Raw genomic sequence first — 21,351 nt, forward strand, 5'->3', positions numbered from 1 at the left:
ACGCGCCCCGGCCCGCCCAGCGCCGCGACGCCGCCCCGGCCCCGGCGAGTCGTCTGCGATATCAGCTCCAAAGGCAACCGCGAGTCTTGTCCCCCCGGCGGCGCGAGCCCGCGCCGCACCGAGCCCGCGCCGCACGAGTCCACGCCGCACGAGCCCACGCCAGCGCAGCGGCGGGACCGGGGTGTCGGAGGGTCCGCGACCCGGGGTTACGGTGGGAGACGTGGCGCTCTCCCTGGCGATCTCCCCCTGCCCCAACGACACCTTCGTCTTCGACGCCCTGGTGCACGGCCGGGTGCCGGGCGCGCCGCCGGTCGAGGTGACCTACGCCGACGTGGACGTCACCAACACGGCTGCCGAGCGCGGGGCGTTCGACCTGGTGAAGGTGAGTTACGCGGCGCTGCCCTGGCTGCTCGACGACTACCACCTGCTGCCCTGCGGCGGCGCGCTGGGCCGGGGCTGCGGGCCGCTGGTGCTCACCCGCGGCGACCGGGCCGACCTGTCCGGCGCGACCGTGGCGGTGCCCGGTGAGCGGACCACGGCGTACCTGCTCTTCCGGCTGTGGTCGGCGGAGCGACCGCCGGGGCGGATCGAGGTGGTGCCGTTCCACGAGATCATGCCGGGCGTCGCCGCCGGGCGGTACGACGCCGGGCTGGTGATCCACGAGGCGCGGTTCACGTACCCCCGGCACGGGCTGACCGCGCTGGTCGACCTGGGTGAGTGGTGGGAGGGCGACACGGGCCTGCCGATCCCGCTCGGCGCGATCCTGGCCCGCAAGGGCTCCGTCGACCCGGTCGAGGCCGCCGCCTGGATCCGCGAGTCGGTCCGCCAGGCCTGGGCCGACCCGGAGGCCAGCCGGGAGTACGTCCTGACCCACGCGCAGGAGATGGAGCCCGACGTGGTGGACCGGCACATCGCCCTCTACGTCAACGATTTCACGGCCGACCTGAGTGAGGCCGGCTTCGCCGCCGTCGAGGCGCTGCTGGGCCGGGCCGCCGACGCCGGGCTCGTCCCTCAGACCTCCAGCTCGCGCGCCACCGCGTGGACCAGCTGAGCGATCTTCTGCGCGGTCTTGCGGTCGGGGAAGCGGCCCCCGCGCAGGGCCGGCTGGACCTTCGCCTCCAACACCTTGATCATGTCTTCGACCAGGCCGTGCAGCTCCTCGGCCGGCCGGCGGCGCAGCTCCGCCACGGACGGCGGCGCCTCCAGCAGCTTCACGCCCATCGCCTGGGCGCCGCGCCGGCTGTCGACCACGCTGAAATCGACCCGCTGGCCGCCCTTCAGGTCGGTGACACCCGCCGGCAGCGCGCCCTTGGGCAGGAACACGTCGCCACCCTCATCGCTGGTGACGAACCCGTATCCCTTGGCCGCGTCATACCACTTCACTCGACCCGTCGGCACTTGAAACCCCTGCTTCGCTCGATACCGCTACCCCCTCAAGGCTAGCCGGATGATCCGGTCCAGCGCCGCCGGGAATCGGGTGAGATCATCCAACACCGTGTGCGCCCCGGCATCCCGCAGTTCGTCCGGCGTACAGGGCCCGGTCGCCACTCCCACGCCCGGGATTCCCGCCGCTTTCGCGGCCACCATGTCCGCGATGTGATCCCCCACATAGAGGGTGGCACCGTGCTCCCGCAACGCCGTCGCCTTCTGCTCGGCGAAGAGGTCCCCGGCCAGCTCGTCGACGGCCAGCCCGAGATGGTCCAGGTGCAGCTTCGCCAGCCGGCCGAGCTTCGAGGTCACCACCATGACCCGGCCGCCACGCGCGTGTACCGCCTCGATCGCGGCCTCCGCGCCGGGCAACGGCAGGGTCGGGGTGATCGCGTACGCCGGATAGAGCTCGCGGTAGGCGACCACCGTCTCCTCCACCCGCTCGGGCGGGAACCAGCGGGCGATTTCCGTGCGCAGCGGCGGGCCGAGCCGCGACACCGCCGCGTCCGCGTCGACGGGCACGCCGGTCAGCGCGGTCAGCGCCCGGAACGCGGCGGCGATGCCGGGGCGCGAGTCGACCAGGGTCATGTCGAGGTCGAAGCCGACCATCAGCGAGGGCATGCCCAGAAACGTACCCACAACCGAGCCGGACGTCCGAGGGGCGGGACCACCCCTGGCCGGGCTAGCGTGGTACGACGATGACCACCTCACTCGCCGATCACCTGCGGACCCTTCCCGACGAGTCCCTGGCCGCCCTCCTGCGGCTGCGGCCGGACCTCGTCGTGCCAGTGCCGGCCGACGTCTCCGCCCTGGCCATCCGGGCCCAGTCGCGGGTCTCCGTGGCCCGGGCGCTCGACGGGCTGGACCAGTTCACCCTGCAGATCCTGGACGCCGCCCGGCTCACCCGGGGCCCGGAGGGCGGCGGCACCGCCACCGAGGCGATCCTGGCGCTGGCCACCACCGGCCCGCACCCACCCGCCCCGACCGCCGTCCGGGGCGCGGTGGACAAGCTCCGCGCGCTCTTCCTGCTCTACGGCCCCGAGCACGAACTGCACGTGGTGGGCGGGGTCGACGAGGTCTCCCCGTACCCGGCGGGGCTGGGCCGACCGGCGGCGGAGCTGGACCCACGGACGGCGGCGCTCTGCGCGGACCCGGCGAAGCTGCGGCGGACGCTGCTGGCCGCACCCCCCTCGGCCCGGGCGATCCTGGACCGGCTCGCCGCCGGGCCCCCCGTCGGCACGGTGCCCCCGGGCGCGCTCGACGCCCCCGCCACCGGTGCGGAGGACGAGTTCCCCGCGGACCCGACCAACGGCGGCGCGCCGACCGGCTCGCCGATCCGCTGGCTGGTGGATCACCGGCTGCTCGTGCCGATCTCGAGCGGCCGGGGCGGCGCCGTCGAACTGCCCCGCGAGGTGGCGCTGCTGCTACGCCGGGACAGCGGCCCGCTCGGCCCGCTGCGGACCGACCCGCCCGTCGTGACGAGCCCGCCCCGGGAGCCGAAGGCCGTCGACTCCGCCGGGGCCGGGCAGACCATGGAGGTGGTACGCCACACCGAGGCGCTGCTCGAGAGCCTCGCCGCCGAGCCGGCACCGGTGTTGCGGTCCGGCGGCGTCGGTGTCCGCGACCTGCGCCGGCTGGCCCGCGGGCTCGGGCTGGACGATTCGACCACCGCGCTGCTGTTCGAGGTGGCGTACGCGGCCGGGCTGCTCGGCGAGCTGGAGCTGACCGGTGCGGTCACCACCCGGTACGGCGGCGACCAGCAGATCCTGCCCACCGGCGGGTACGAGGTGTGGCGGGCCAGCTCACTCGCCCAGCGCTGGGAGCAGCTGGCCCGGGCCTGGCTGACCATGACCCGCCAGGTGGGCCTGGTCGGCCAGCGCGACGACCGGGACCGACCGATCTCGGTGCTCGCCGCCGAGGCGGAACGGGCCGGCGCCCCGGCCGCCCGACGCGCGGTGCTCGCCGTCCTGACCGACCTGGCCTCGGCGACCGCCCCGACCCCGGACGAGGTGCAGGAACTGCTGGACTGGCGGGCACCCCGACGGGCCCGGGGCCGGGAGGCCGCGCACCGCGAGGTGCTGGCCGAGGCGGCCCAACTCGGGGTGACCGGGCTCGGCGCGCTCACCTCGTACGGGCGGCTGTTGCTGGTCGACGTGGCCGAGGCCGACGAGCGGGCCGACGACCCGCTCGGGCTGCTCTCCGACGCCGAGTCGGGCGAGCCGTCGACCGCCGTACGCGCCCTGGACGCGCTGCTCCCCGCCCCGGTCGACCATTTCCTGCTGCAGGCCGACCTGACCGTGGTGGTGCCCGGCCCGCCCGACCCGGCGCTCGCCGGCGAGCTGGACGTGGTGGCCGAGCACGAGTCGGCGGGCGGGGCGAGCGTGCACCGGGTCACCACGGCCAGCGTCCGGCGTGCCCTGGACACCGGCTACTCGGCCGACGACCTGCACGCGCTGTTCCGCCGCCGGTCACGTACGCCGGTCCCGCAGGGGTTGACGTACCTGGTGGACGACGTGGCCCGCAAGCACGGCGGGCTCCGGGTCGGCGGGGCCGGCGGGTACGTGCGCAGCGACGACGAGGCGCTGCTCAGCGAGGTGCTGGCCGACAAGCGGCTGGAGTCGATGGCGTTCCGTCGGCTCGCCCCGACGGTGCTGGTCACCCCGTACCAGGTGGGGCGGATGCTGTCCGCGCTGCGCGACGCCGGGTACGCGCCGGTGCCGGAGGATGCCAGCGGCTCGACGGTGCTGTCCCGGCCGAAGACCCGACGGGCCCCGGCCCGGGTGCCGGTCACCTCCCGCGGCCTGGACCCGCTCGCCTCGCCGAGGCTGCCCATGCCCCGGCTGCTCGGGGTGGTGGAGCAGATCCGTCGCGGCGACGCGGCGGCGCGCGCGGCCCGGCGCGCACCGGCGGTGGTCCGCGGTGGCGCGGCGCGCACCGGTCCGGTGCCCGCACACACGCACAGCGACGCGCTCGCCGTGCTCCAGCAGGCGATCCGCGACAAGGCGCTGGTCTGGGTGGGCTACGTCGACGCGCACGGGGCGACCGCGTCCCGACTGGTCCGCCCCGTGTCGATCGGGGCGGGCTACCTGCGCGCCGAGGACGAGCGGACGGAGATGCTGCACACCTTCGCGCTGCACCGGATCACCGCGGCGGTGTTGGAGGACTGAGCGACCCGGGCCGGGACGGCCCGGGTCGCTCAGCTTCCGGGCCGGCTCAGGTGCCGGCGCGGTGGCCGAAGACGACCACCCGGGTGCCGACCTTGCCCAGCTTCCAGAGCTGGACCGCGTCCTTGTGCAGCAGGTTGATGCAGCCGTGCGAGCCGATCGACTTGTTGTGCAGGTAGGTGGTGGTCTCGTGGAAACCGATCCCGCCGTTGAACTGCTGCCAGTACGGCAGCCACACCTTGTACGGGGTGGACCAGGCCTTCTTGCTCCGCCAGCCGACCCGGTAGGCGCCGGTCGGGGTGGCGTATCCGGCCATGCCGGTGCGGGTGACCGTCGGGCGCATGACGACCTTGCCGCTCCGCATCGCCCAGACCGTCTGCCGGGTCAGGTCGATGCAGAAGGTCAGCCCGGAGCCGGCCTTGCAGCGGCGTACGTCGGTGGTGGCCAGCCGCTTGGCCACGTCGTACGTGGTGGGGCCGGCGCGGCCGGAGGCGGGGCTGATCCCGTACCGGCGCTGGAACTTCTTGATCGCGACGCAGTCGGCGGCGGACTGCTTGCCGTCCTCGGTCAGCTTGCCGAACCCGCCCAGCTTGTTCAGATACTTCTCCACGGCCCGCTGGTGCTCGCCCAGCGGGCAGCCGGTGGCGCTTGACTTCGACACGGCGGCGGTCGTCGTGGACTGGGTCGACTGATTCGGTGTGGGTGCGTACGCGTTCGCCCCCGATGTTGTCTCCGTCATGGCGACGGGCATCGGGGCCGCCGCCCCGGCACTGTCGCCCTGCGGATCGAGCGCACACGCACCCACGCCGACCAGCACGACCGCCGCCAGGGCGACGACCCGAGCCGCGATCCGGACATGCTTCATGGACCCTCCCCCTGGACAGTCGTTCCTTTGCTAGACGTTCGAGACGGATGTCCCGTTGCCTGTTCGGCGTGACATTTTTCCGACACCTTCCCGCGTGCAAGACTGGATGGTCCGCCTTCGGCAGGTCAGCCGGCATGCGGGCGAGGAGAATCCGGCAAGGGAGAGGGCGCTGGCATGGGCGGCGGACCACTGATCGTGCAGTCGGACAAAACCCTGCTGCTGGAGATCGACCACCCCGACGCGCAGGCGTGCCGGATGGCCATCGCGCCCTTCGCCGAGCTGGAGCGCTCCCCCGAGCACGTGCACACCTACCGGCTCACCCCGCTAGGGCTGTGGAACGCCCGGGCCGCCGGCCACGACGCCGAGGGCGTGGTGGACTCGCTGATCAAATACTCGCGCTACCCGGTGCCGCACGCGCTGCTGGTGGACGTGGCCGAGACCATGGACCGGTACGGCCGCCTCCAGCTCGCCAACGACCCGGCGCACGGCCTGGTGCTGCGCGCGTTGGACCGGGTGGTGCTGATCGAGGTCGCCAAGAGCAAAAAACTGGCCGGAATGCTCGGCGCGAAACTCGACGACGACACCATCGCGGTGCACCCGTCCGAGCGGGGCCGGCTCAAGCAGGCACTGCTCAAGCTCGGCTGGCCCGCCGAGGACCTGGCCGGCTACGTCGACGGCGAGGCACACCCGATCGAGCTGGCCGAGGCCGGCAAGGACGGCGTCAAGCCGTGGACGCTCCGGTCGTACCAGCGGGAGGCCGTGGAGGCGTTCTGGGCCGGCGGGTCGGGCGTGGTGGTGCTGCCCTGCGGCGCCGGCAAGACCCTCGTGGGCGCGGCGGCGATGGCCGAGGCGAAGGCGACCACGCTGATCCTGGTGACCAACACCGTCGCCGGCCGGCAGTGGAAGCGGGAGCTGATCGCCCGCACCTCGCTGACCGAGGAGGAGATCGGCGAGTATTCGGGCGAGCGCAAGGAGATCCGGCCGGTCACCATCGCCACGTACCAGGTGCTCACCTCGCGGCGCGGTGGCGCGTTCACCCACCTGGACCTGTTCAACGCCCGCGACTGGGGCCTGGTCGTCTACGACGAGGTGCACCTGCTGCCCGCGCCGATCTTCCGGTTCACCGCGGACCTCCAGGCCCGTCGCCGGCTAGGGTTGACCGCGACCCTGGTACGCGAGGACGGCCGCGAGGGCGACGTGTTCAGCCTGATCGGCCCCAAGCGGTACGACGCACCCTGGAAGGACATCGAGTCGCAGGGCTGGATCGCCCCGGCCGAGTGCACCGAGGTCCGGGTCACCCTCACCGACGCCGAGCGAATGGCGTACGCGACGGCGGAGGCAGAGGAACGCTATCGAATGGCGGCGACCGCCCGCACGAAGCTGCCGGTGGTCCGTGCGCTCGTGCAGCGCCACCCGAACGAGCAGGTGCTGGTCATCGGCGGCTACATCGACCAGCTCCACCAGCTCGGCGAATATCTCGACGCGCCGATCGTGCAGGGCTCGACCACGAACCGCGAACGCGAGCGCCTCTTCGACGCGTTCCGGTCCGGCGAGCTGCGTACCCTGGTGATCTCGAAGGTCGGCAACTTCTCCATCGACCTGCCCGAGGCGGCGGTGGCCATCCAGGTCTCCGGCACGTTCGGCTCCCGCCAGGAGGAGGCCCAGCGCCTCGGCCGGGTGCTCCGCCCGAAGTCCGACGGCCGACAGGCGCACTTCTACACCGTCGTCTCCCGGGACACCATCGACACCGAATACGCCGCCCACCGGCAGCGCTTTTTGGCCGAGCAGGGCTACGCGTACACCATCGTCGACGCCGACGACGTCCTCGGCCCGACCCTGCCCTCCTTCGACTGATCGACTCCGGTCGGGCGGCTCGTGCCGTTACTGTGCTCGCCCGGCGAGAAGCCAGCGTGCGACGGGGACCTGGATCAGGACGCGGGTGCCCTCGGCCGCGACCGGTGCGGTGACGTCCCACCCGTCGTACTTGCTCTTGAACATCTCCACGATGTCGGCCGGGAAGTCGGCACGGTGGATCGTGGCCGAGCCCTCCGCCACGACCGGAGCGACGCCACCCTCCAGAGCAAGCGACACCCGAGGGTCTCGCGCCAGGTTGCGTACCTTCTTGTTCCGGGCGGAACTGCCCACCCACCAGGCCATCCCGTGGAACACGAACCAGACCGGCGTGACATGCGGGCTGCCGTCCGGCCGTAACGTGCAGAGCCACGCATGCCACTCGTGGCGTAACCGCTGGAGAACCTCCTGGTCGAGTTCTTCCGGCACCACGCTCTCCTTTCTTCGGCCCCTCAGCGGCGCAGGACGGTTTCCCGCTCCATGTGCGACAGCTTCTCGGGATTGCGTACGGCGTAGATCCCGGTGATCAGGCCATCGTCGATACGCAAGGCCAGGACGCTGTCGAGCTCGCCGTCGAGGTGGAGGATCAGCGCCGGGTAGCCGTTGACCTGCGCCGGCCGCAGCGACGATACGCCGGCGACCCTGCCCCATCCGCCAGCCAGCAGGCGTGCGACCTTGTCGGCCCCCACGATGGGCCGCGGAACGGCCTGCTTGACTCCGCCACCGTCGCCGAGCAGGACAACATCCGGCGAGAGGATGTCGAGCAGGCTCTGCAGCTCGCCGGTCTCGACCGCCCGCTGGAACGCGTCGAGCGCGTCCCGGGTCTCGGCCGCCGATACGACCTGCCGGGGTCGGCGCGCCGCGACGTGTGCCCGTGCCCGGTGCGCGATCTGGCGTACGGCGGCTTCGCTCTTGTCGACGGCTTCGGCGATCTCGTCGTACCCGAGGTCGAACACCTCGCGCAGCACGAACACCGCCCGCTCGGTCGGCATGAGCGTCTCCAGCACCAACAGCATCGCCATCGATACGCTGTCGGCCAACGCGACATCCTCGGCCACGTCGGGCGCGGTGAGCAGCGGCTCGGGCAGCCAGGGGCCGACGTAGGACTCCTTGCGTCGGCCGAGGGTACGCAGCCGGCCGAGTGCCTGGCGGGTGGTGATCCGGACCAGGTAGGCACGCTGATCCCGCACCGCCCCGAGATCGACGCCGGCCCACCGCAACCAGGTCTCCTGCAGGACGTCCTCCGCATCGGCGGCCGAGCCGAGCATCTCGTAGGCGACGGTGAACAGCAGGTTGCGGTGGGCGAGGAACGTCTCGGTGGCTTGGTCCGGCGTACCCAACATGGGTGACTCCTGTTCCCTCTCGACTGCGTCACCCACCAGATGCCGGGCACCGCCGTTGTGTGACACCGAGACGCCGCCCTGACCGCCGGTTGTGGCGGGCGTCACCTCGCCGCGCTGTCACAGGGGGCTGATCGCAGGCATCTCGTGTTCGTCAACGCCACACCACGAGTGAGGACGGAACGATGGACACCCGGTTCAACATGTTCGACAACGAGATCGCCGTCAAGTTCTTCAAGCGGTTCGCCAACGCCGGCATGGTGATCTACCAGTCGCCACTGCCGCAGTCCACCCAGGAGTTGGTGTCGCTGCGGGCCAGCCAGATCAACGGCTGCGGTTGGTGCATCGACATGCACACCAAGGAGGCAGCGGCCGCCGGCGAAACCTCCGTCCGGCTCAACCTGGTCGCCGCCTGGCGCGAGTCCACCGTCTACACCGATGCCGAGCGGGCCGCGCTGGCGCTCGCCGAGGAGGGCACCCGGCTCGCCGACGCCCACCAAGGCGTGTCCGACGAGACGTGGGCCCAGGTGCGCAAGCACTACGACGACGACCAGATCGCCGCGCTGGTCTCCCTGGTCGCCCTGATCAACGCGGCCAACCGGCTCGCCGTGATCGTGCACCAGCAGGGAGGCTCCTACCAGCCCGGCATGTTCGCCGCCGCGTTCGACTGACTCCCCGACACAGCCGCCCCGGCCGCCCCAGCCCTCGTTCGACTGGCTTCTGGCTTGATCGACTCCGTTTGCGGCACATCGTGGTCTCCGGGCCACCCCGACACCCCCTTGTGCCGCACACGGAGTCGATCGCTGCGCCCGTCTCGGGGCGGCCGGGCGGTGAGCGACTGTCCCTCGTACTCGCTACAGACTTGATGTCGTAAACGACTCACCCGTCGGCGCTCCTCAACGCGGACTACCCGGTGGCCACCCGCCATACCGTGTAGGCGAACCCGATGAGCAGCGCAGCCCCCAACGCGAGCCGGAACAACGACAGCCTCCCGGTCAACTCGTCGTCCAACGACTCCAGCGTGCCGGGAACTTCCGGTATCGACGACGGCCGGAACACCACCGCACCGACACGCCCCTCGGGTACGGGCATGGGGTTGTAGACCCGTCGCCCCGGATTCCCGCTGCGACGCGGCATCCAGGCCACGACTTCGACGGCCCCGGCCGGGACCGCGATGTCGTACGGATCCCAGCCAGGCAGCCGATGCTCAACGCCCTCAACGGCGAGGACCGGCGTGGCGTCGTCGGCATAGGTGTCATCGAGCCACCACTCGGGCTTGAGCGGAATGATCCGCAGGACGCCTTGCCCTGACGCGATCGGGACCGTGGCCGGTGCATCCTTCTTGGCGCCCAGGTCGCGCACCATGCCGGCGGTGAGCACCTTGTTGCGCACGCAGAACAGCTTCTCGGCCAGGTTCGGCCCTAACGTGGCCATGAAGACGAGCAGCGTGATGAACAGGACACCGCCGCCCAGGATGTAAACCCCGATCAAGGCCAACATCCGAGGGACAAGCCAGATGTCGCGTAGGTACTCGGCAAGTACGAAGAGGCCGACCGCTGCCCCGCCGAAGATGATGACGCTGGCCAAAATGCCAACGGCCGCGTTGGCGAGAGTCCTCAACCGCCGCCAGACCGCCCCCACGCCCTCCGACCCTAACGACGGTCAGCAATGCGCACGGTGGGCGGAGGCGCAGGTCCACCCCGAGCACTTGCCGCACCTGGTACGCCCTGGCCTTGTCTACGCCGTGTTGATCGACTCCGTTCGCGGCATGTCGTGGTCTCCGAGCCGCCCCGACACCCCCATGTGCCGCACACGGAGTCGATCACTGTGACCCGGAGGATCCGTGCGCGTCACGTGCATGTTCGACATCACGGTCGGGTGGATTCGGCGACGAAGACGCCGCGGCCTGGACGGCCGACCAGCACACCCTGATCCCGCAGCCTCGCCACCGCACGGCTGATCGTTGACTGCGAGACGTCGTACGCGTCTGCCAGCGCCCGGCCAGAGGGCAGCTGCGAGCCGGGCGGATAGGTCCCGTCCTTGATCTTCCCCAGCAGGTCGTCGAGCAGTTCGTCCATTGTGGGTGGAATAGGCACGTCAGGCCCCTTGCAGTCGGTTGGCCCGCCCAGTCGAGCCGGGCGGGGTGACCGTCTCGGCCGAGGACCAGCAGTGCGTACGCCATTGGGTGTTCTGCGACCGGTCGCTGCCTGACCGCGGCGGGCGGTGTGCGCTGCCGGTCGACCACAGCTCGCCCTGCGCGCGCCGCGCGCCGTGGCTCGGCCGTCGGTGAGGACCACCGGGCGCAAGCCGCACCCGGCCGGAATCGCATGATCAGGAATGGTGATCGCAAACATCGCCCACCCTGCCACCTGCGCTTTAATAAAGTTGCGCGCATCAATGGTTGACGCCTCGGTAATCTTGTGGCAAGTTGGCGATTGGCAACATCGTCCCATTGGGTGAAACTTTCCTACGCAGTTTCACGCCCGCGACGGGATGCGCCACGACGGGGATTTCGCCTATTCGCCTGCCCGCATTACGGCCATGACGTCCGCTCGCGACGACGACGAGCGGAGAACTGGTTTGAGAGGAGGCTGCCATGCGTTACATCCACTGATCCCTGTGTCGTTGCGGCCGGCCGGGCCACCTCGGTTGGCCGCAACGACGCCTGCCCGCACAACCCGACCAGCCCGGGAAGGACGTTTCGTTGGCGGGAGAAGTAGCTGCGACGAAAGAGGCGACAACGGTGGCCGTTGACCCGGTCTACGAACCGTTGGCGCCCGAGGTCATCGCCAATCCGTATCCGTTTTATCGGCGACTCCGGGAGATCAATCCGGTCTACTGGCACACCGTGTTGGATTCCTGGGTGGTCACCAGGTATCAGGAATGCCGGCAGGTACTCGCGGACACCACCCATTTCGGGTCCGACTTTCGGCGCGCGGGAATCCCAATTCCGGAGACCCAGTTGAGCGTGCAGTCGCTCGACCCGCCGGAACACACCGCCATTCGCCACCTGCTCGTCTCGGCACTGCACGAGCAGCCACCGGCGGCCATGCGACAGCAGGTCGCCGACATCGCGGCGGCCCGGCTGTCCGAACTGGTCGGGCGGGCGGGGACCGTGGACCTGGTCAGCGACTTTGCCCGTCCGGTCGCCCTCCGTACGATCTCCGCTTTTCTCGGCGTGCCGCCACCCGACGGCCCCACCTTCGAGCAGTGGTCCAACGCGATCGTGCGGAGTATGGACGCCGGCCTCGAACCGGACCGGGCGGAGCCCGGCAACCAGGCCCGCGCCGAACTGAGCCGGATGGTCGGCGAGTGGCTGCGGGATGCCGGCGAGGAAGGCTTCATCGGCGTGGCGCGGGCCACCGCGCGTCGCCAGGACGTCCCGGCGGCGGTGCTGGCCAACTCGCTTCGTGCGGTGCTGCACGCCGGTTACGAATCCGTCAGCCGGCTCCTCGGGGCGGTGCTCGTCCGGCTCGTCGCGGACCCGGGGCTGCTGGCCGGTGCCGCAACGCCGCACGACACGGACTCCCTCGTCGACGAGTTGCTCCGGCTCGACGGGCCGGTCCAGGCCGACGCCCGGGTCTGCGTGACGGAATGCGCCGTCGGCACGCAGACGGTCCGGCGGGGTGACGTACTGGTGCTGTTCATCGCGGCTGCCAACCGCGACCCGGCGGTCTTCGCCGCGCCCGACGCCGTGGACCTGAGCCGGCGTCGCGGCATGCACCTCGCCTTCGGGCGCGGCGCGCACGCCTGCCTCGGCGCCGCGCTGGCGACCATGCAACTCCGAGAGGTGGTGAACGCGCTGCAGGCGAGCCGTATCCAGTTCACCCCGGCCGGGCCATCCAGCTACGAACCCACTGCGACCCTGCGCGGGGTCGCCCAGCTGCCCGTCACCGTACGGCAGGAGTGAAGGATCGGAGGTTCCGTGCACAGCTCAACAGCGTCACGACGACTCGCCGGGCTGGCGAGTCTGCTGCTGCTGGCGGCCAGTCTGGTCGGGCCGCCCGGCAGCGCCGCCCAGGCCGCACCCGGCATCGCCCCGCCCGGGAACCAGGCCCTGGCCGACCGGTTGGCCGCCGCCGTCACCGGCGATGCCGTCTACCGTCACCTGGCGGCGCTCCAACTCATCGCCGACGTCAGCGGCGGCAACCGGGCCTGGGACCGGGTCGGCTTCACCCGCTCCGCCGACTACGTCAGCAGCCTGCTGACGGCCGCCGGCTACCGGGTGGTGAAGCAGACCGTCCCTTACACCAACTTCGAGATCAGCACCGAACGCCTGACCGTCACCGGCGCGGCCGTCAACAGCCCGCCGGTGCTGATGACCCGCTTCGCCCCGTCGACCCCCGCCGGCGGCATCGACGCGCCGGTGGTGTCGCCGGCCGTCGGGCGTACCGGCTGCGACGCGTCCGACTACGCCGGACTTCCCGTCGCCGGCTCCGTCGTTGTGCTCGCCCGAGCCGCCTGCGGCTACAGCCTCCAGCAGCGGATCGCCGCGGGTCTGGGGGCGCGTGCGGTGCTGCTCTACTACGACACCCCGTCCCCGGAGAACAGCTACCGGTTCTTCGCGTTCAACCCGGCGGACTTCACCATCCCGGTGGCCTCGGTATCGCAGCGCGACGGTGAGGAACTGGTACGGGCGTCCCGGGTCGGAACGGTCCGCGTACACCTGACCCTGGTCGGGCGGTCGGTGGCGCGGACAACGGTGAACGTGCTGGCCGAGACCGCCGGCGGCGACCCGAACAACGTCGTGTTGCTCGGCGCCCACCTCGACAGCGTCCCCGAGGGGCCGGGCATCAACGACAACGGCTCGACGGCCGCCACCGTCCTGCAGGCGGCGCTGGCCCTGGCCGGTCAGCAACACTCCGTGCAGAACAAGGTGCGGTTCGCCTGGTGGGGCGCCGAGGAGATGATCGACGTCGGTTCCGGCTACTACGTCTCCACCCTGTCGGCGAAGGAGCGGCAGCGCATCGCGGCGGTGCTCAACGGCGAGTTGATCGCCGCACCGAACGACGCCCGCTTCGTGTGGGATCCGGGCACCGGCGGCAGCCACGTGATCGCCGACCTCTTCGGCGGATACTTCGACCGCCGAGGCCTGCCGTACCAGCGGACCGGCCCCGAATCGGTGGGCTCGGACCACCTGATGTTCCAGGACGTCGGCATCCCGGTTGGCGGGCTCGACGGCGGCAACCTCGGCGTGAAGACGCCGGCGCAGCAGGCCCTCTTCGGCGGCACGGCCGGGCAGATGTTCGACCACTGCTACCACCAGACCTGCGACAGCCTCACCAACATCAACCGGAAGGCACTCGGCGCCAACGCCCCGGCCCTGGCCTGGGTACTCGGGCGGCTCGCCAGCGACGTGCGGGACGTGCGGGCCGCGTCGACCACGGCCGGCTGAGCCGGATGCTGGCCCGGGCGGGCAACCAGGGCGAGATGTCGCCGCCTCGCACCGGCTTCCGCCCGGGCCGCGGCACCGACGAGCCGGCACCGGTCATCGGGGGCGCAGGTAGCGGGCGCGGCGGCCGGCGTCGTGGAACCCGAGCCGCCGGTACAGGTCGGCGGCCGGGTTGTTGTCGTTCACGCAGAGCCACGCCTCCCGCGCGCCATCCCCGGCCAGCGACCGTAGCGCGCTCGCCACCAGGTACGCCCCGACCCGCCGGCCCCGCCACTCCGGTACGACGCCCACCTGGTCGATCCAGTTGTCGAGGACGTTGACGAAGCCGACCGCCGCGCCGTCGGGGCCGCGCGCGAGCAGCGACAGGTCCGGCCGGTACGCGTCATCGTCTTGCAACTCGCCCAGCCACTCCTCGGCGGTGGGCGCGGTGAAGCCGGGTCGGTCGGCGAAGGACGCGCGGTAGGTGTCGAACAGTTCGGCATCGAGCGTGACCGGCTCGGCGCGGACGCCGTCGGGGTGGGCGACGTCCGGGAGGGCGGTGAGGTCGTGCCGCAGCACCCACTCGGTGAAGGTCCGCTCGAAGCCGCGCGCCGTGAAGAGGGCGTCCGCGCCCGCGTTCCAGGACTCGGTGGTCAGCAGCAGGTCCGCGTCGCCGGCCTGCTCGCCCGCCCAGCTCAGCAGCCGGCCGCCGAGACCCCGCCCCCGCCAGGCCGGATGCACCAGGCCGGTGCTGGTGGCCGGCACCCGCCCGGTGCCGACCCCGACGGCCGCGACCAGGCTGCCATCGTGCCAGGCCCCGAGGGTACGGGTCTGAAGCAGCCGCGCCCGCAGCAGCGGGGTACGGGCGAACAGCGGCAACCCGCCGTCGACGGCCAGGCACGCCTCGGCCAACTCCGTCAGCGCCGCGAGGTGCTCCTCGCCGAACTCTTTCCAGGTCAGCGCGTCCCCTGCCATGGTCCTCTGCCCTTTCGCCTGCTGCCGATTGCACGGCGGCCGGCGGTGGCGGCTGATGCCAGGCCCGCGCGACGGCGCCCGGTGGGCAGTAGGCCGTGCGGCCCGGGCCGGTGTCAACGGGTTTCGTGTCGGCGGGCCGCCGCCAACCCGCCAGCGAAGCCGTCCGGACGTGTCCAGTCCAGGTCGCTGTCGGCCGTCGTGGCGATTGTCGTGTCGTACTCGTCTGGGAGCATCAGCCCATGGCGACCTCGAAGCAGCCGGTGACCGTGCCGACCGACGCGAGCGTCGATGATTTCCTGGCGGCGGTCCCGGACCAACGTCGCCGGGCCGACGCGGAGCGACTCTGTGCGATGCTGCGCGAGGTGACCGGCGGGCCCCCGGTGATGTGGGGCCCGAGCATCGTGGGCTTCGGCAGCTACCGCTACACGTACGGGAGCGGGCGCACGGGCGACTGGCCGCTGGTGGGCTTCTCGCCGCGCAAGCAGCAGCTCGTGGTCTACCTGGTGGGTGGGTTCGAGGAGCGGCACGGGTCAGTGCTCGCCCGGCTCGGCCCGCACAGGACCGGAAAGGGCTGCCTCTATCTGAAGCGGCTCGACGACGTCGACGAGAGCGCGCTACGCGAGCTCGTCGACCGCACGGTCCGGGTGCACCGGGGTGTCGACCGGGCCAGCGGACGGTAAGCGGGGGGGGCGCGGACGTCTTACAGGACCCGGGTGGGCTGCTCGGCGGCGACGCGGGCGTTCCGGCGGGCCGGGTCGAGGTTGGCGCAGATCACCACGGACGCGCCGGCGTCGAGCGGGGCGAGCAGCCACTTGAGCGGCTGCTCGTGCTCGGCGGCGTCGACCAGCAGCCGGTCGCCGGGCCGCAGGTCGAGTTGTTCGGCGATTTCCGTCGCGAGCCGCCGCCACGCGCCGTAGCTGGTGCCGTCGGGGCTGGCCGGGTCCCACGGGTGGACGGCCGTGTAGTCGGGCGGGGTGTCGCCATGCCGCAGCACCTCGGTGGACCAGTCGAGCCAGCCCACGGGCACCTCGGCCAGCGGACCGGGCCCGGTGCCGACGAGGTAGCGGTGCACCCCGTCGGGCACGTCCTCCAGCCAGTCGTCGAGGCGTTCCGGGGTCACGAACACCGCGTCGTACGGCCGATCGCCGTCCGGTTCGAGGACCGGCAGCCCGGCGGTGGCCCGGGGCCGGAACGACACCGCCATCCCGATCGACCAGGCGCCGATCAGCACCGCGGCGGTACGCCAGTGCGCCGGCAGCAGCACCGCGACCCGGCTGCCCGGGCCGAGCCCGCAGCCGTCCCGCAGCAGGCTCGCGCTGCGCGCCGCCCAGCCGCCGAGCTGCAGCGCGGTCAGCTCGACCCGCTCGCCGGTCGCCTCGTCGCAGTAGGTAAGCAGTGGAGATCCGCCCTCGCTCCGGGCATCGGCCGCAACGGCGCTGGGCAGTCCGGCCATCAGGCTCTCCTCACTCCGGATCGCCTCACCCTATCGAGCCGCTGCTGAGCCTCACGCCCCTCACACCGCAGATCTTGGAGAGTTTCCGTTCGCTGGGAACGGTAGGTCTCCAAGATTCGCCGAGGGTTACGCCGGCAGTTTCGGGCCGCCGTTGAGGAGCGGGGCGAGCAGGTCGCCCTGCTTCTCGACCCGCTTGAGCACCTCGCCCGCCGTATAGGGCTTAGTCGACGGGCGCTTCCCGGCGGCGCCTGCGGAGACCTCGTCCCAGCTCAACGGGGTGGACACCGCCGGCACCGCCTGGGCGCGCAGCGAGTACGGCGCCACGGTCGTCTTGGCCGCGTTGTTCTGGCTCCAGTCGATGAAGACCTTGCCGGGGCGCAGGTTCTTCGCCATCTTCGACACGATCAGCTTCGGGTGCGCCTGCTCCAACTCCTGGGCGATCCGTTTGGCGTATGCCGACACGTCATCAGAAGACTGGGTGCCGGCGACCGGGCAGCAGAGCTGCATGCCCTTCTTGCCGGAGGTCTTCGGGTAGGACTCCACCCCGTCAAGTGCCAGCCGGTCGCGCATCAGCAGGGCCACCTGGCAGCACTGCTTCAATCCGGCCGGGGTGCCCGGGTCCAGGTCGACCACCATCATGTCGGGGTGTTCGCCGATCTTCCACTGCGGCGTGTGCAGTTCGAGGGCGGCGAGGTTGGCCAGCCAGACCAGGGTGGGCAGGTCGTCGGCGACCACGTAGTCGATGGTCTCCCGCCCCTTGGTCGACCCGGGGGCGGGCAGGGTCTCGGTGCGTACCCAGTCGGGGGTGGCGGCGGGGGCATTCTTCTCGAAGAACGAGCCGGCCTCGACGCCGTTCGGGAAGCGGATCCGGGTGAGCGCCCGATCCCGCAGGTGCGGCAGCAGCACCGGGGCGATCCGGGTGTAGTAGTCGATCACCTCGCCCTTGGTGAACTCGGCCTTCGGGTAGAGGATCTTGTCCAGGTTCGACAGCTCCAGCGCGCGTCCCTCGACGTCCACCCGTAACCGGTCAGCTGGCATCCTCGACCTCCTCGGGCGGCTTGTCGGGGCGCAGGCGCAGGATCCGGGGGAAGCGCAGCCGCCCGTCGGGGGTCCGCTGGCCGTACTTGATCTCCACCACGATCCGCGGGGTCACCCAGATCGCGCCGCGGGCATCCTCGCGCGGCACGTCCCCGTCGAACGGTGACGCGGCGGTGCGCAGCGGCTCCAACTCGCGCAGCAGCTCGCGTTCGAGGGCCGCGCCGATCCCGCCGCCGACCCGGCCCCGGAAGGTGAGCCGCCCGTCGGGCCGGGGCACCCCGACCAGCAGGCCGCCGATCTTGCGCGCGCCGGGCCGCCAGCCGCCGACCACGAAGTCGCCGGTCACCTCCAGCTTGACCTTCACCCAGTCTGGCGAGCGGACGCCGGGCCGGTAGGCCGAGTCGATCCGCTTGGCCATCACCCCCTCGAGGCCATGCTCGCCGGCCACCTCGTAAGTGGCCGGGCCGTCGGCGAAGGCGGGCGGCACCGCCCACCGGGCGGCACCGAGCCCGAGCGACTCCAGCGCCGCGCGCCGCTCCCGGTAGGGGCGGCCGGTCAGGTCCTCGCCGCCCAACCGGAGCAGGTCGAAGATCATGTACGTGACGGGCATGCTGGCCGCCAGGCGGGCCGCCTTGGTCGGGTTCCGGACGTGCATCCGCTCGGCAAGGGCGGTGAACGACGGCTGCCCGGCCTCGTTGAAGAGGACCACCTCGCCGTCGAGCAACGCGTCGTCGACCTGTTCGGCCAGAGTGATCAATTCGGGGTACGCGGTGGTGATCTCCGCGCCGGAGCGGGCGTACAGGTGCTTGTCGCCGTGGGAGATGTCGGCGAGCGCCCGAACCCCGTCCCACTTGAACTCGTACGCCCAGCCGGAACCGGCCGGGAGCTGCCCGGTCATCGCGAGCATCGGCTTCAACGGCGCGCCGGGCACGCTTCTCATTGTAGTTACGCATGGAAGCGGGTGCATCGCGTTCGGTATTTTGCGATTCTGTTCAGAACCGGCGAGAGGAGCGCGGTATGCGGGCCATCTGGAAAGGAGCGGTGTCGTTCGGCCTGGTGTCGATCGGGGTGAAGGTCTACTCGGCCACCGAGGAGAAGGACATTCGCTTCCACCAGGTGCACCGCGACGACGGCGGCCGCATCCGCTACAAGCGCACCTGCTCCGTCTGCGGCGAGGAGGTGACCTACGACGACATCGCCAAGGGGTACGACATCGGCGGCGGCGAGATGGTCATCCTCACCGACGACGACTTCGCCGACCTGCCGTTGACCACCTCGAAGGCGATCGACGTGCTGGAGTTCGTCCCCGCCGAGCAGGTCGACCCGATCCTCTACAACAAGGCCTACTTCCTGGAGCCGGAAGGCACGGCCACCAAGCCGTACGTGCTGCTGCGCGACGCGCTGGCCGACTCGGAGCGGGTGGCGATCGTCAAGGTGGCCCTGCGCCAGCGGGAGCAGCTGGCCACCCTGCGGGTACGCGAGGGCGTCCTGCTGCTCAACACGATGCTCTGGCCGGACGAGGTCCGTACCCCGGACTTCGGTTTCCTGGACGAGGACCTGAAGGTCCGTCCCCCGGAGCTGGCCATGGCCAGCTCGCTGATCGACTCGATGGCCGGCGAGTTCGAGCCGGACGCCTTCACCGACGACTACCGGGCGGCGTTGCAGGAGGTCATCGACGCGAAGATCGAGGGGCGCGAGGTGGTCCAGCCGGAGGAGGAAGAGGCCGCGCCGGCCGCCGCGGTGGACCTGATGGCCGCGCTGAAGGCGTCGGTGGAGCGGGCCCGGGCCGCCCGGGGCGAGGCGCCCGCGGGTGAGGCGGCCGAGCCGACCCTGATCACCTCGGCACGGTCGGCGCAGCAGGCGGCCAAGGCGACGAAGACGGCAAAGGCGCCGGCGAAGAAGGCCGCCGAGAAGAAGGCCCCCGCGAAGAAGGCTGAGCCGGCGAAGAAGGCCACGAAGAAGGCGGCATCGAAGGCCACGGAGAAGAAGGCGGCCAAGGCCCCCGCCAAGAAGGCCGCCGAGAAGAAGGCCGCCCCGCGCAAGACCGCCTGAATCTCCGGGTGCCTCGGCCGCAGCCGAGCTGCGCCGTTCGTCACCGACTCCCCAGCAACGCCGTCGGAGGGGTCAGCTGTCGGAATCGGAGCCGGCCGTAGGAGCACTTCAGACGTCCGGCCGGGTACCGTGTGCGCTGGTCTCGACAGCGGCCGCCGGGCCGCACCCACCCACCCAACAGGGGAGTCGACGTGAGCGAGCAGGTGCAGGACCGGTCGGCGGGCCAAGGCCCAGCCACCAAGGCGGAGCGGCGGCTGGCCGCCCAGCTGGCGGCGAAGAAAGCCGCCGAGGCGAGACGCCGTCGGCAGTCGATGCTGGGCGCGTTCGTCGGCGTCCTGGCGGTGGCCGCGCTGATCGGTGGCATCGTCTGGCTGAACAAGGGCGATGACACGACGTCCACCGCCAGCTCGCCCGCCAGCCCCACCGCCGCTGACGAGCCGCAGCTCGACCCGGCGCTGAAGACGAAGCCGGAGGTCAGCGCGGGTGAGGGCGAGCTGAAGGAGCTCACCGTGACCACGCTGATCAAGGGCACCGGCCCGGAGGTCAAGGCCGGCCAGGCGATCACCACCAACTACGTGGGCGTCCTCTTCAAGGACGGCAAGCAGTTCGACTCCTCCTGGGACCGGGGCGAGCCGGCCACCTTCCCGATCGGCGTCGGGCAGGTCATCCAGGGCTGGGACCAGGGCCTGGTCGGCGTGCCGGTGGGCAGCCGGGTGCAGCTCGACATCCCGGCGAACCTGGCGTACGGCGACACCGGTGACGTCTCCGGGCCGCTGCGGTTCGTTGTTGACGTGCTCGGCGCACAGTAGGTCACAGCAGGCTTCCTTCCGGTCACCCTCCGGCAGTAGGTTCGGGATCAACCGCGGGCGGTCCAGCCGTCCGCGGTGACCTGCCCGACGACGCGGAGGTGCACGTGGCGCTGGACGACTCCGGGCTGGCCCGGGTGATGTGGCGACACTTCGAGCCGGTCCACACGGTGACCTACTTTCATCCGCGGGCCTGGTCCGCATACGAGGCGATCGGGCTGCGCGGCTACTGGCGGGGCTACTTCGCCGGCCGGACCGCCCCGCTCGGGCCGGTCGACGCGCCGGCCGTGGTCGCCGCATTCTTCGGCTTCGCGCCGACCATGGTGGCTCGGGCCCTGCCCTCGGTGTGGCGGCTGGCGACCCCGGAGGAGTCGCTGCGGGCCCGGCTCACCGGGGCGGTGCAGGCGCTCGCCGAGTTCACCTACGAGCTGCCCGAGGCGCACCTGGTCGAGGCGGCCAACCTGCTGGAGGAGGCGGCCGGGCGGGTCGAGACCGCCGGCCGGGTGCTCGGCGCGGCCAACGCCGCGCTGCCCCGGGGCGAATACCCGCTGGCCCGGCTCTGGCAGGCCGCCACCACGCTGCGGGAGCACCGGGGTGACGGGCACGTGGCGGCGCTGGTCACCACCGGGCTGGACCCGGTCGAGGTGCTGGCCTGGCGGTGCCGGGTCGACCAGTCCCGCGAGTTCCACCGGATGGCCCGCGGCTGGACCGACGAGGAGTGGGCCGCCGCCGAGGGGCGGCTGGTCGAGAAGGGCTGGCTGACCGCCGACCGGACGCCGACCGAGCACGGTACGGCGACGTTCCGGGCAGTCGAGGAGGCCACCGATCGGGCCGCTCTCGGCCCGTGGCGGGCGCTCGGCCCGGAGCGTACGACGCGGCTGCGCGAGCTGCTCGAACCGATCGTCAACCGGTGTCGCACGATCATCCCGCCGCAGGCCCCGATGGGTCTGCCCGCCCAGCGCGCCGCCTTCGAGGGCGCGCCGGCATCGGCCCGCTGACTCGCCGGCC

At 71.7% G+C, this 21,351-nt stretch carries 21 protein-coding genes; 10 read left to right on the forward strand and 11 right to left on the reverse strand.

Translation table 11 applies throughout. From position 1 onward, the window contains the following. The first annotated feature begins 220 nt into the window (after positions 1-220). Positions 221-1,051, forward strand: a complete 831-nt coding sequence (locus AB0C02_RS01395; protein ID WP_357539911.1) for a 1,4-dihydroxy-6-naphthoate synthase — start codon at positions 221-223, stop codon at positions 1,049-1,051. On the opposite strand, the gene AB0C02_RS01400 is transcribed toward AB0C02_RS01395, so the two are convergent. Together AB0C02_RS01400 and AB0C02_RS01405 are read right to left on the reverse strand one after the other, a co-directional pair. Then, on the reverse strand, positions 1,012-1,398 hold the full coding sequence (locus AB0C02_RS01400) for a cold shock domain-containing protein (protein ID WP_357539913.1): 387 nt from the start codon (positions 1,396-1,398) through the stop codon (positions 1,012-1,014). The two genes, AB0C02_RS01395 and AB0C02_RS01400, sit on opposite strands and share 40 nt — an antisense overlap. A gap of 27 nt (positions 1,399-1,425) precedes the next feature. Further along, on the reverse strand, positions 1,426-2,049 hold the full coding sequence (locus AB0C02_RS01405; RefSeq protein WP_357539915.1) for an HAD hydrolase-like protein: 624 nt from the start codon (positions 2,047-2,049) through the stop codon (positions 1,426-1,428). Positions 2,050-2,126: 77 nt separating this feature from the next. Between AB0C02_RS01405 and AB0C02_RS01410 the strand changes: the two genes are divergently transcribed. Beyond that, positions 2,127-4,595: a helicase-associated domain-containing protein gene (locus AB0C02_RS01410; RefSeq protein WP_357539917.1), complete on the forward strand. Its 2,469-nt coding sequence runs from the start codon at positions 2,127-2,129 to the stop codon at positions 4,593-4,595. A gap of 46 nt (positions 4,596-4,641) precedes the next feature. On the opposite strand, the gene AB0C02_RS01415 is transcribed toward AB0C02_RS01410, so the two are convergent. Continuing rightward, positions 4,642-5,457 carry a L,D-transpeptidase family protein gene (locus AB0C02_RS01415; RefSeq protein WP_357539918.1) on the reverse strand — a complete coding sequence of 272 codons (816 nt, stop codon included), beginning with the start codon at positions 5,455-5,457 and terminating at the stop codon, positions 4,642-4,644. 174 nt (positions 5,458-5,631) lie between these two features. On the opposite strand from AB0C02_RS01415, the gene AB0C02_RS01420 reads away from it, so the two are divergent. Next, complete coding sequence (locus AB0C02_RS01420; protein WP_357539920.1) at positions 5,632-7,311, forward strand: DNA repair helicase XPB; 1,680 nt, start codon at positions 5,632-5,634, stop codon at positions 7,309-7,311. A 27-nt stretch (positions 7,312-7,338) separates the two neighbouring features. On the opposite strand, the gene AB0C02_RS01425 is transcribed toward AB0C02_RS01420, so the two are convergent. Then, the gene (locus AB0C02_RS01425) at positions 7,339-7,737 is read right to left on the reverse strand and encodes a pyridoxamine 5'-phosphate oxidase family protein (RefSeq protein WP_357539922.1); all 399 of its coding nucleotides are present in this window, start codon (positions 7,735-7,737) and stop codon (positions 7,339-7,341) included. A 23-nt stretch (positions 7,738-7,760) separates the two neighbouring features. After that, positions 7,761-8,651 (reverse strand): RNA polymerase sigma-70 factor, encoded by an 891-nt coding sequence (locus AB0C02_RS01430; RefSeq protein WP_357539924.1) that lies wholly within the window; start codon positions 8,649-8,651, stop codon positions 7,761-7,763. A gap of 182 nt (positions 8,652-8,833) precedes the next feature. Here AB0C02_RS01430 and AB0C02_RS01435 point away from each other — a divergent pair, with 182 nt between their 5' ends. Further along, positions 8,834-9,319: a carboxymuconolactone decarboxylase family protein gene (locus tag AB0C02_RS01435; protein WP_357539926.1), complete on the forward strand. Its 486-nt coding sequence runs from the start codon at positions 8,834-8,836 to the stop codon at positions 9,317-9,319. 235 nt (positions 9,320-9,554) lie between these two features. Here the strand turns inward: AB0C02_RS01435 and AB0C02_RS01440 are convergent, their stop codons facing one another. Together AB0C02_RS01440 and AB0C02_RS01445 are read right to left on the reverse strand one after the other, a co-directional pair. Then, positions 9,555-10,289 (reverse strand): hypothetical protein, encoded by a 735-nt coding sequence (locus tag AB0C02_RS01440; protein WP_357539928.1) that lies wholly within the window; start codon positions 10,287-10,289, stop codon positions 9,555-9,557. A gap of 227 nt (positions 10,290-10,516) precedes the next feature. After that, positions 10,517-10,726, reverse strand: coding sequence for a winged helix-turn-helix domain-containing protein (locus AB0C02_RS01445; RefSeq protein ID WP_357539930.1), 210 nt, complete (start codon positions 10,724-10,726; stop codon positions 10,517-10,519). A 665-nt stretch (positions 10,727-11,391) separates the two neighbouring features. Between AB0C02_RS01445 and AB0C02_RS01450 the strand changes: the two genes are divergently transcribed. Then, positions 11,392-12,558 (forward strand): cytochrome P450, encoded by a 1,167-nt coding sequence (locus AB0C02_RS01450; protein ID WP_357539932.1) that lies wholly within the window; start codon positions 11,392-11,394, stop codon positions 12,556-12,558. Between the two features lie 15 nt (positions 12,559-12,573). Next, positions 12,574-14,043, forward strand: coding sequence for a M28 family peptidase (locus AB0C02_RS01455; RefSeq protein WP_357539934.1), 1,470 nt, complete (start codon positions 12,574-12,576; stop codon positions 14,041-14,043). 93 nt (positions 14,044-14,136) lie between these two features. On the opposite strand, the gene AB0C02_RS01460 is transcribed toward AB0C02_RS01455, so the two are convergent. After that, positions 14,137-14,994 carry a GNAT family N-acetyltransferase gene (locus tag AB0C02_RS01460; protein ID WP_357539936.1) on the reverse strand — a complete coding sequence of 286 codons (858 nt, stop codon included), beginning with the start codon at positions 14,992-14,994 and terminating at the stop codon, positions 14,137-14,139. A gap of 239 nt (positions 14,995-15,233) precedes the next feature. On the opposite strand from AB0C02_RS01460, the gene AB0C02_RS01465 reads away from it, so the two are divergent. Then, the gene (locus AB0C02_RS01465; protein ID WP_357539938.1) at positions 15,234-15,674 is read left to right on the forward strand and encodes a DUF1801 domain-containing protein; all 441 of its coding nucleotides are present in this window, start codon (positions 15,234-15,236) and stop codon (positions 15,672-15,674) included. Positions 15,675-15,694: 20 nt separating this feature from the next. On the opposite strand, the gene AB0C02_RS01470 is transcribed toward AB0C02_RS01465, so the two are convergent. The 3 genes from AB0C02_RS01470 to ligD (AB0C02_RS01480) all read right to left on the reverse strand — a co-directional run bounded on the left by AB0C02_RS01470 (position 15,695) and on the right by ligD (AB0C02_RS01480) (position 18,416). Further along, a complete protein-coding gene (locus tag AB0C02_RS01470; RefSeq protein WP_357539940.1) occupies positions 15,695-16,447 on the reverse strand; it encodes a TIGR03089 family protein in 753 nt (250 codons plus the stop codon). Between the two features lie 126 nt (positions 16,448-16,573). Continuing rightward, a complete protein-coding gene (ligD, locus tag AB0C02_RS01475) occupies positions 16,574-17,485 on the reverse strand; it encodes a non-homologous end-joining DNA ligase (protein WP_357539942.1) in 912 nt (303 codons plus the stop codon). Further along, entirely contained in the window at positions 17,475-18,416 is a 942-nt protein-coding gene (gene ligD / locus AB0C02_RS01480) for a non-homologous end-joining DNA ligase (protein ID WP_357539944.1), read from the reverse strand. The genes ligD (AB0C02_RS01475) and ligD (AB0C02_RS01480) overlap by 11 nt, the downstream gene beginning before the upstream one ends. A gap of 86 nt (positions 18,417-18,502) precedes the next feature. Between ligD (AB0C02_RS01480) and AB0C02_RS01485 the strand changes: the two genes are divergently transcribed. From AB0C02_RS01485 to AB0C02_RS01495, 3 genes are all read left to right on the forward strand, one after another. Then, entirely contained in the window at positions 18,503-19,537 is a 1,035-nt protein-coding gene (locus AB0C02_RS01485; protein ID WP_357539947.1) for a Ku protein, read from the forward strand. 191 nt (positions 19,538-19,728) lie between these two features. Next, a complete protein-coding gene (locus AB0C02_RS01490) occupies positions 19,729-20,346 on the forward strand; it encodes an FKBP-type peptidyl-prolyl cis-trans isomerase (protein ID WP_357539949.1) in 618 nt (205 codons plus the stop codon). 137 nt (positions 20,347-20,483) lie between these two features. Next, complete coding sequence (locus tag AB0C02_RS01495; RefSeq protein WP_357540968.1) at positions 20,484-21,341, forward strand: hypothetical protein; 858 nt, start codon at positions 20,484-20,486, stop codon at positions 21,339-21,341. The last annotated feature ends 10 nt before the right edge of the window (positions 21,342-21,351 follow it).

Source organism: Micromonospora sp. NPDC048999 (assembly GCF_040649295.1).
In the GTDB taxonomy this organism is placed as follows: Bacteria; Actinomycetota; Actinomycetes; order Mycobacteriales; family Micromonosporaceae; genus Micromonospora.

Coding starts and splice junctions, on each gene's coding strand:
- AB0C02_RS01405 (WP_357539915.1), bottom strand. CDS start 2,049: ATGCCCTCGCTGATGGTCGGCTTCGACCTCGACATGACCCTGGTCGAC.
- AB0C02_RS01410 (WP_357539917.1), top strand. CDS start 2,127: ATGACCACCTCACTCGCCGATCACCTGCGGACCCTTCCCGACGAGTCC.
- AB0C02_RS01415 (WP_357539918.1), bottom strand. CDS start 5,457: ATGAAGCATGTCCGGATCGCGGCTCGGGTCGTCGCCCTGGCGGCGGTC.
- AB0C02_RS01420 (WP_357539920.1), top strand. CDS start 5,632: ATGGGCGGCGGACCACTGATCGTGCAGTCGGACAAAACCCTGCTGCTG.
- AB0C02_RS01430 (WP_357539924.1), bottom strand. CDS start 8,651: ATGTTGGGTACGCCGGACCAAGCCACCGAGACGTTCCTCGCCCACCGC.
- AB0C02_RS01435 (WP_357539926.1), top strand. CDS start 8,834: ATGGACACCCGGTTCAACATGTTCGACAACGAGATCGCCGTCAAGTTC.
- AB0C02_RS01445 (WP_357539930.1), bottom strand. CDS start 10,726: ATGGACGAACTGCTCGACGACCTGCTGGGGAAGATCAAGGACGGGACC.
- AB0C02_RS01460 (WP_357539936.1), bottom strand. CDS start 14,994: ATGGCAGGGGACGCGCTGACCTGGAAAGAGTTCGGCGAGGAGCACCTC.
- AB0C02_RS01465 (WP_357539938.1), top strand. CDS start 15,234: ATGGCGACCTCGAAGCAGCCGGTGACCGTGCCGACCGACGCGAGCGTC.
- AB0C02_RS01470 (WP_357539940.1), bottom strand. CDS start 16,447: ATGGCCGGACTGCCCAGCGCCGTTGCGGCCGATGCCCGGAGCGAGGGC.
- ligD (WP_357539942.1), bottom strand. CDS start 17,485: ATGCCAGCTGACCGGTTACGGGTGGACGTCGAGGGACGCGCGCTGGAG.
- AB0C02_RS01485 (WP_357539947.1), top strand. CDS start 18,503: ATGCGGGCCATCTGGAAAGGAGCGGTGTCGTTCGGCCTGGTGTCGATC.
- AB0C02_RS01495 (WP_357540968.1), top strand. CDS start 20,484: ATGTGGCGACACTTCGAGCCGGTCCACACGGTGACCTACTTTCATCCG.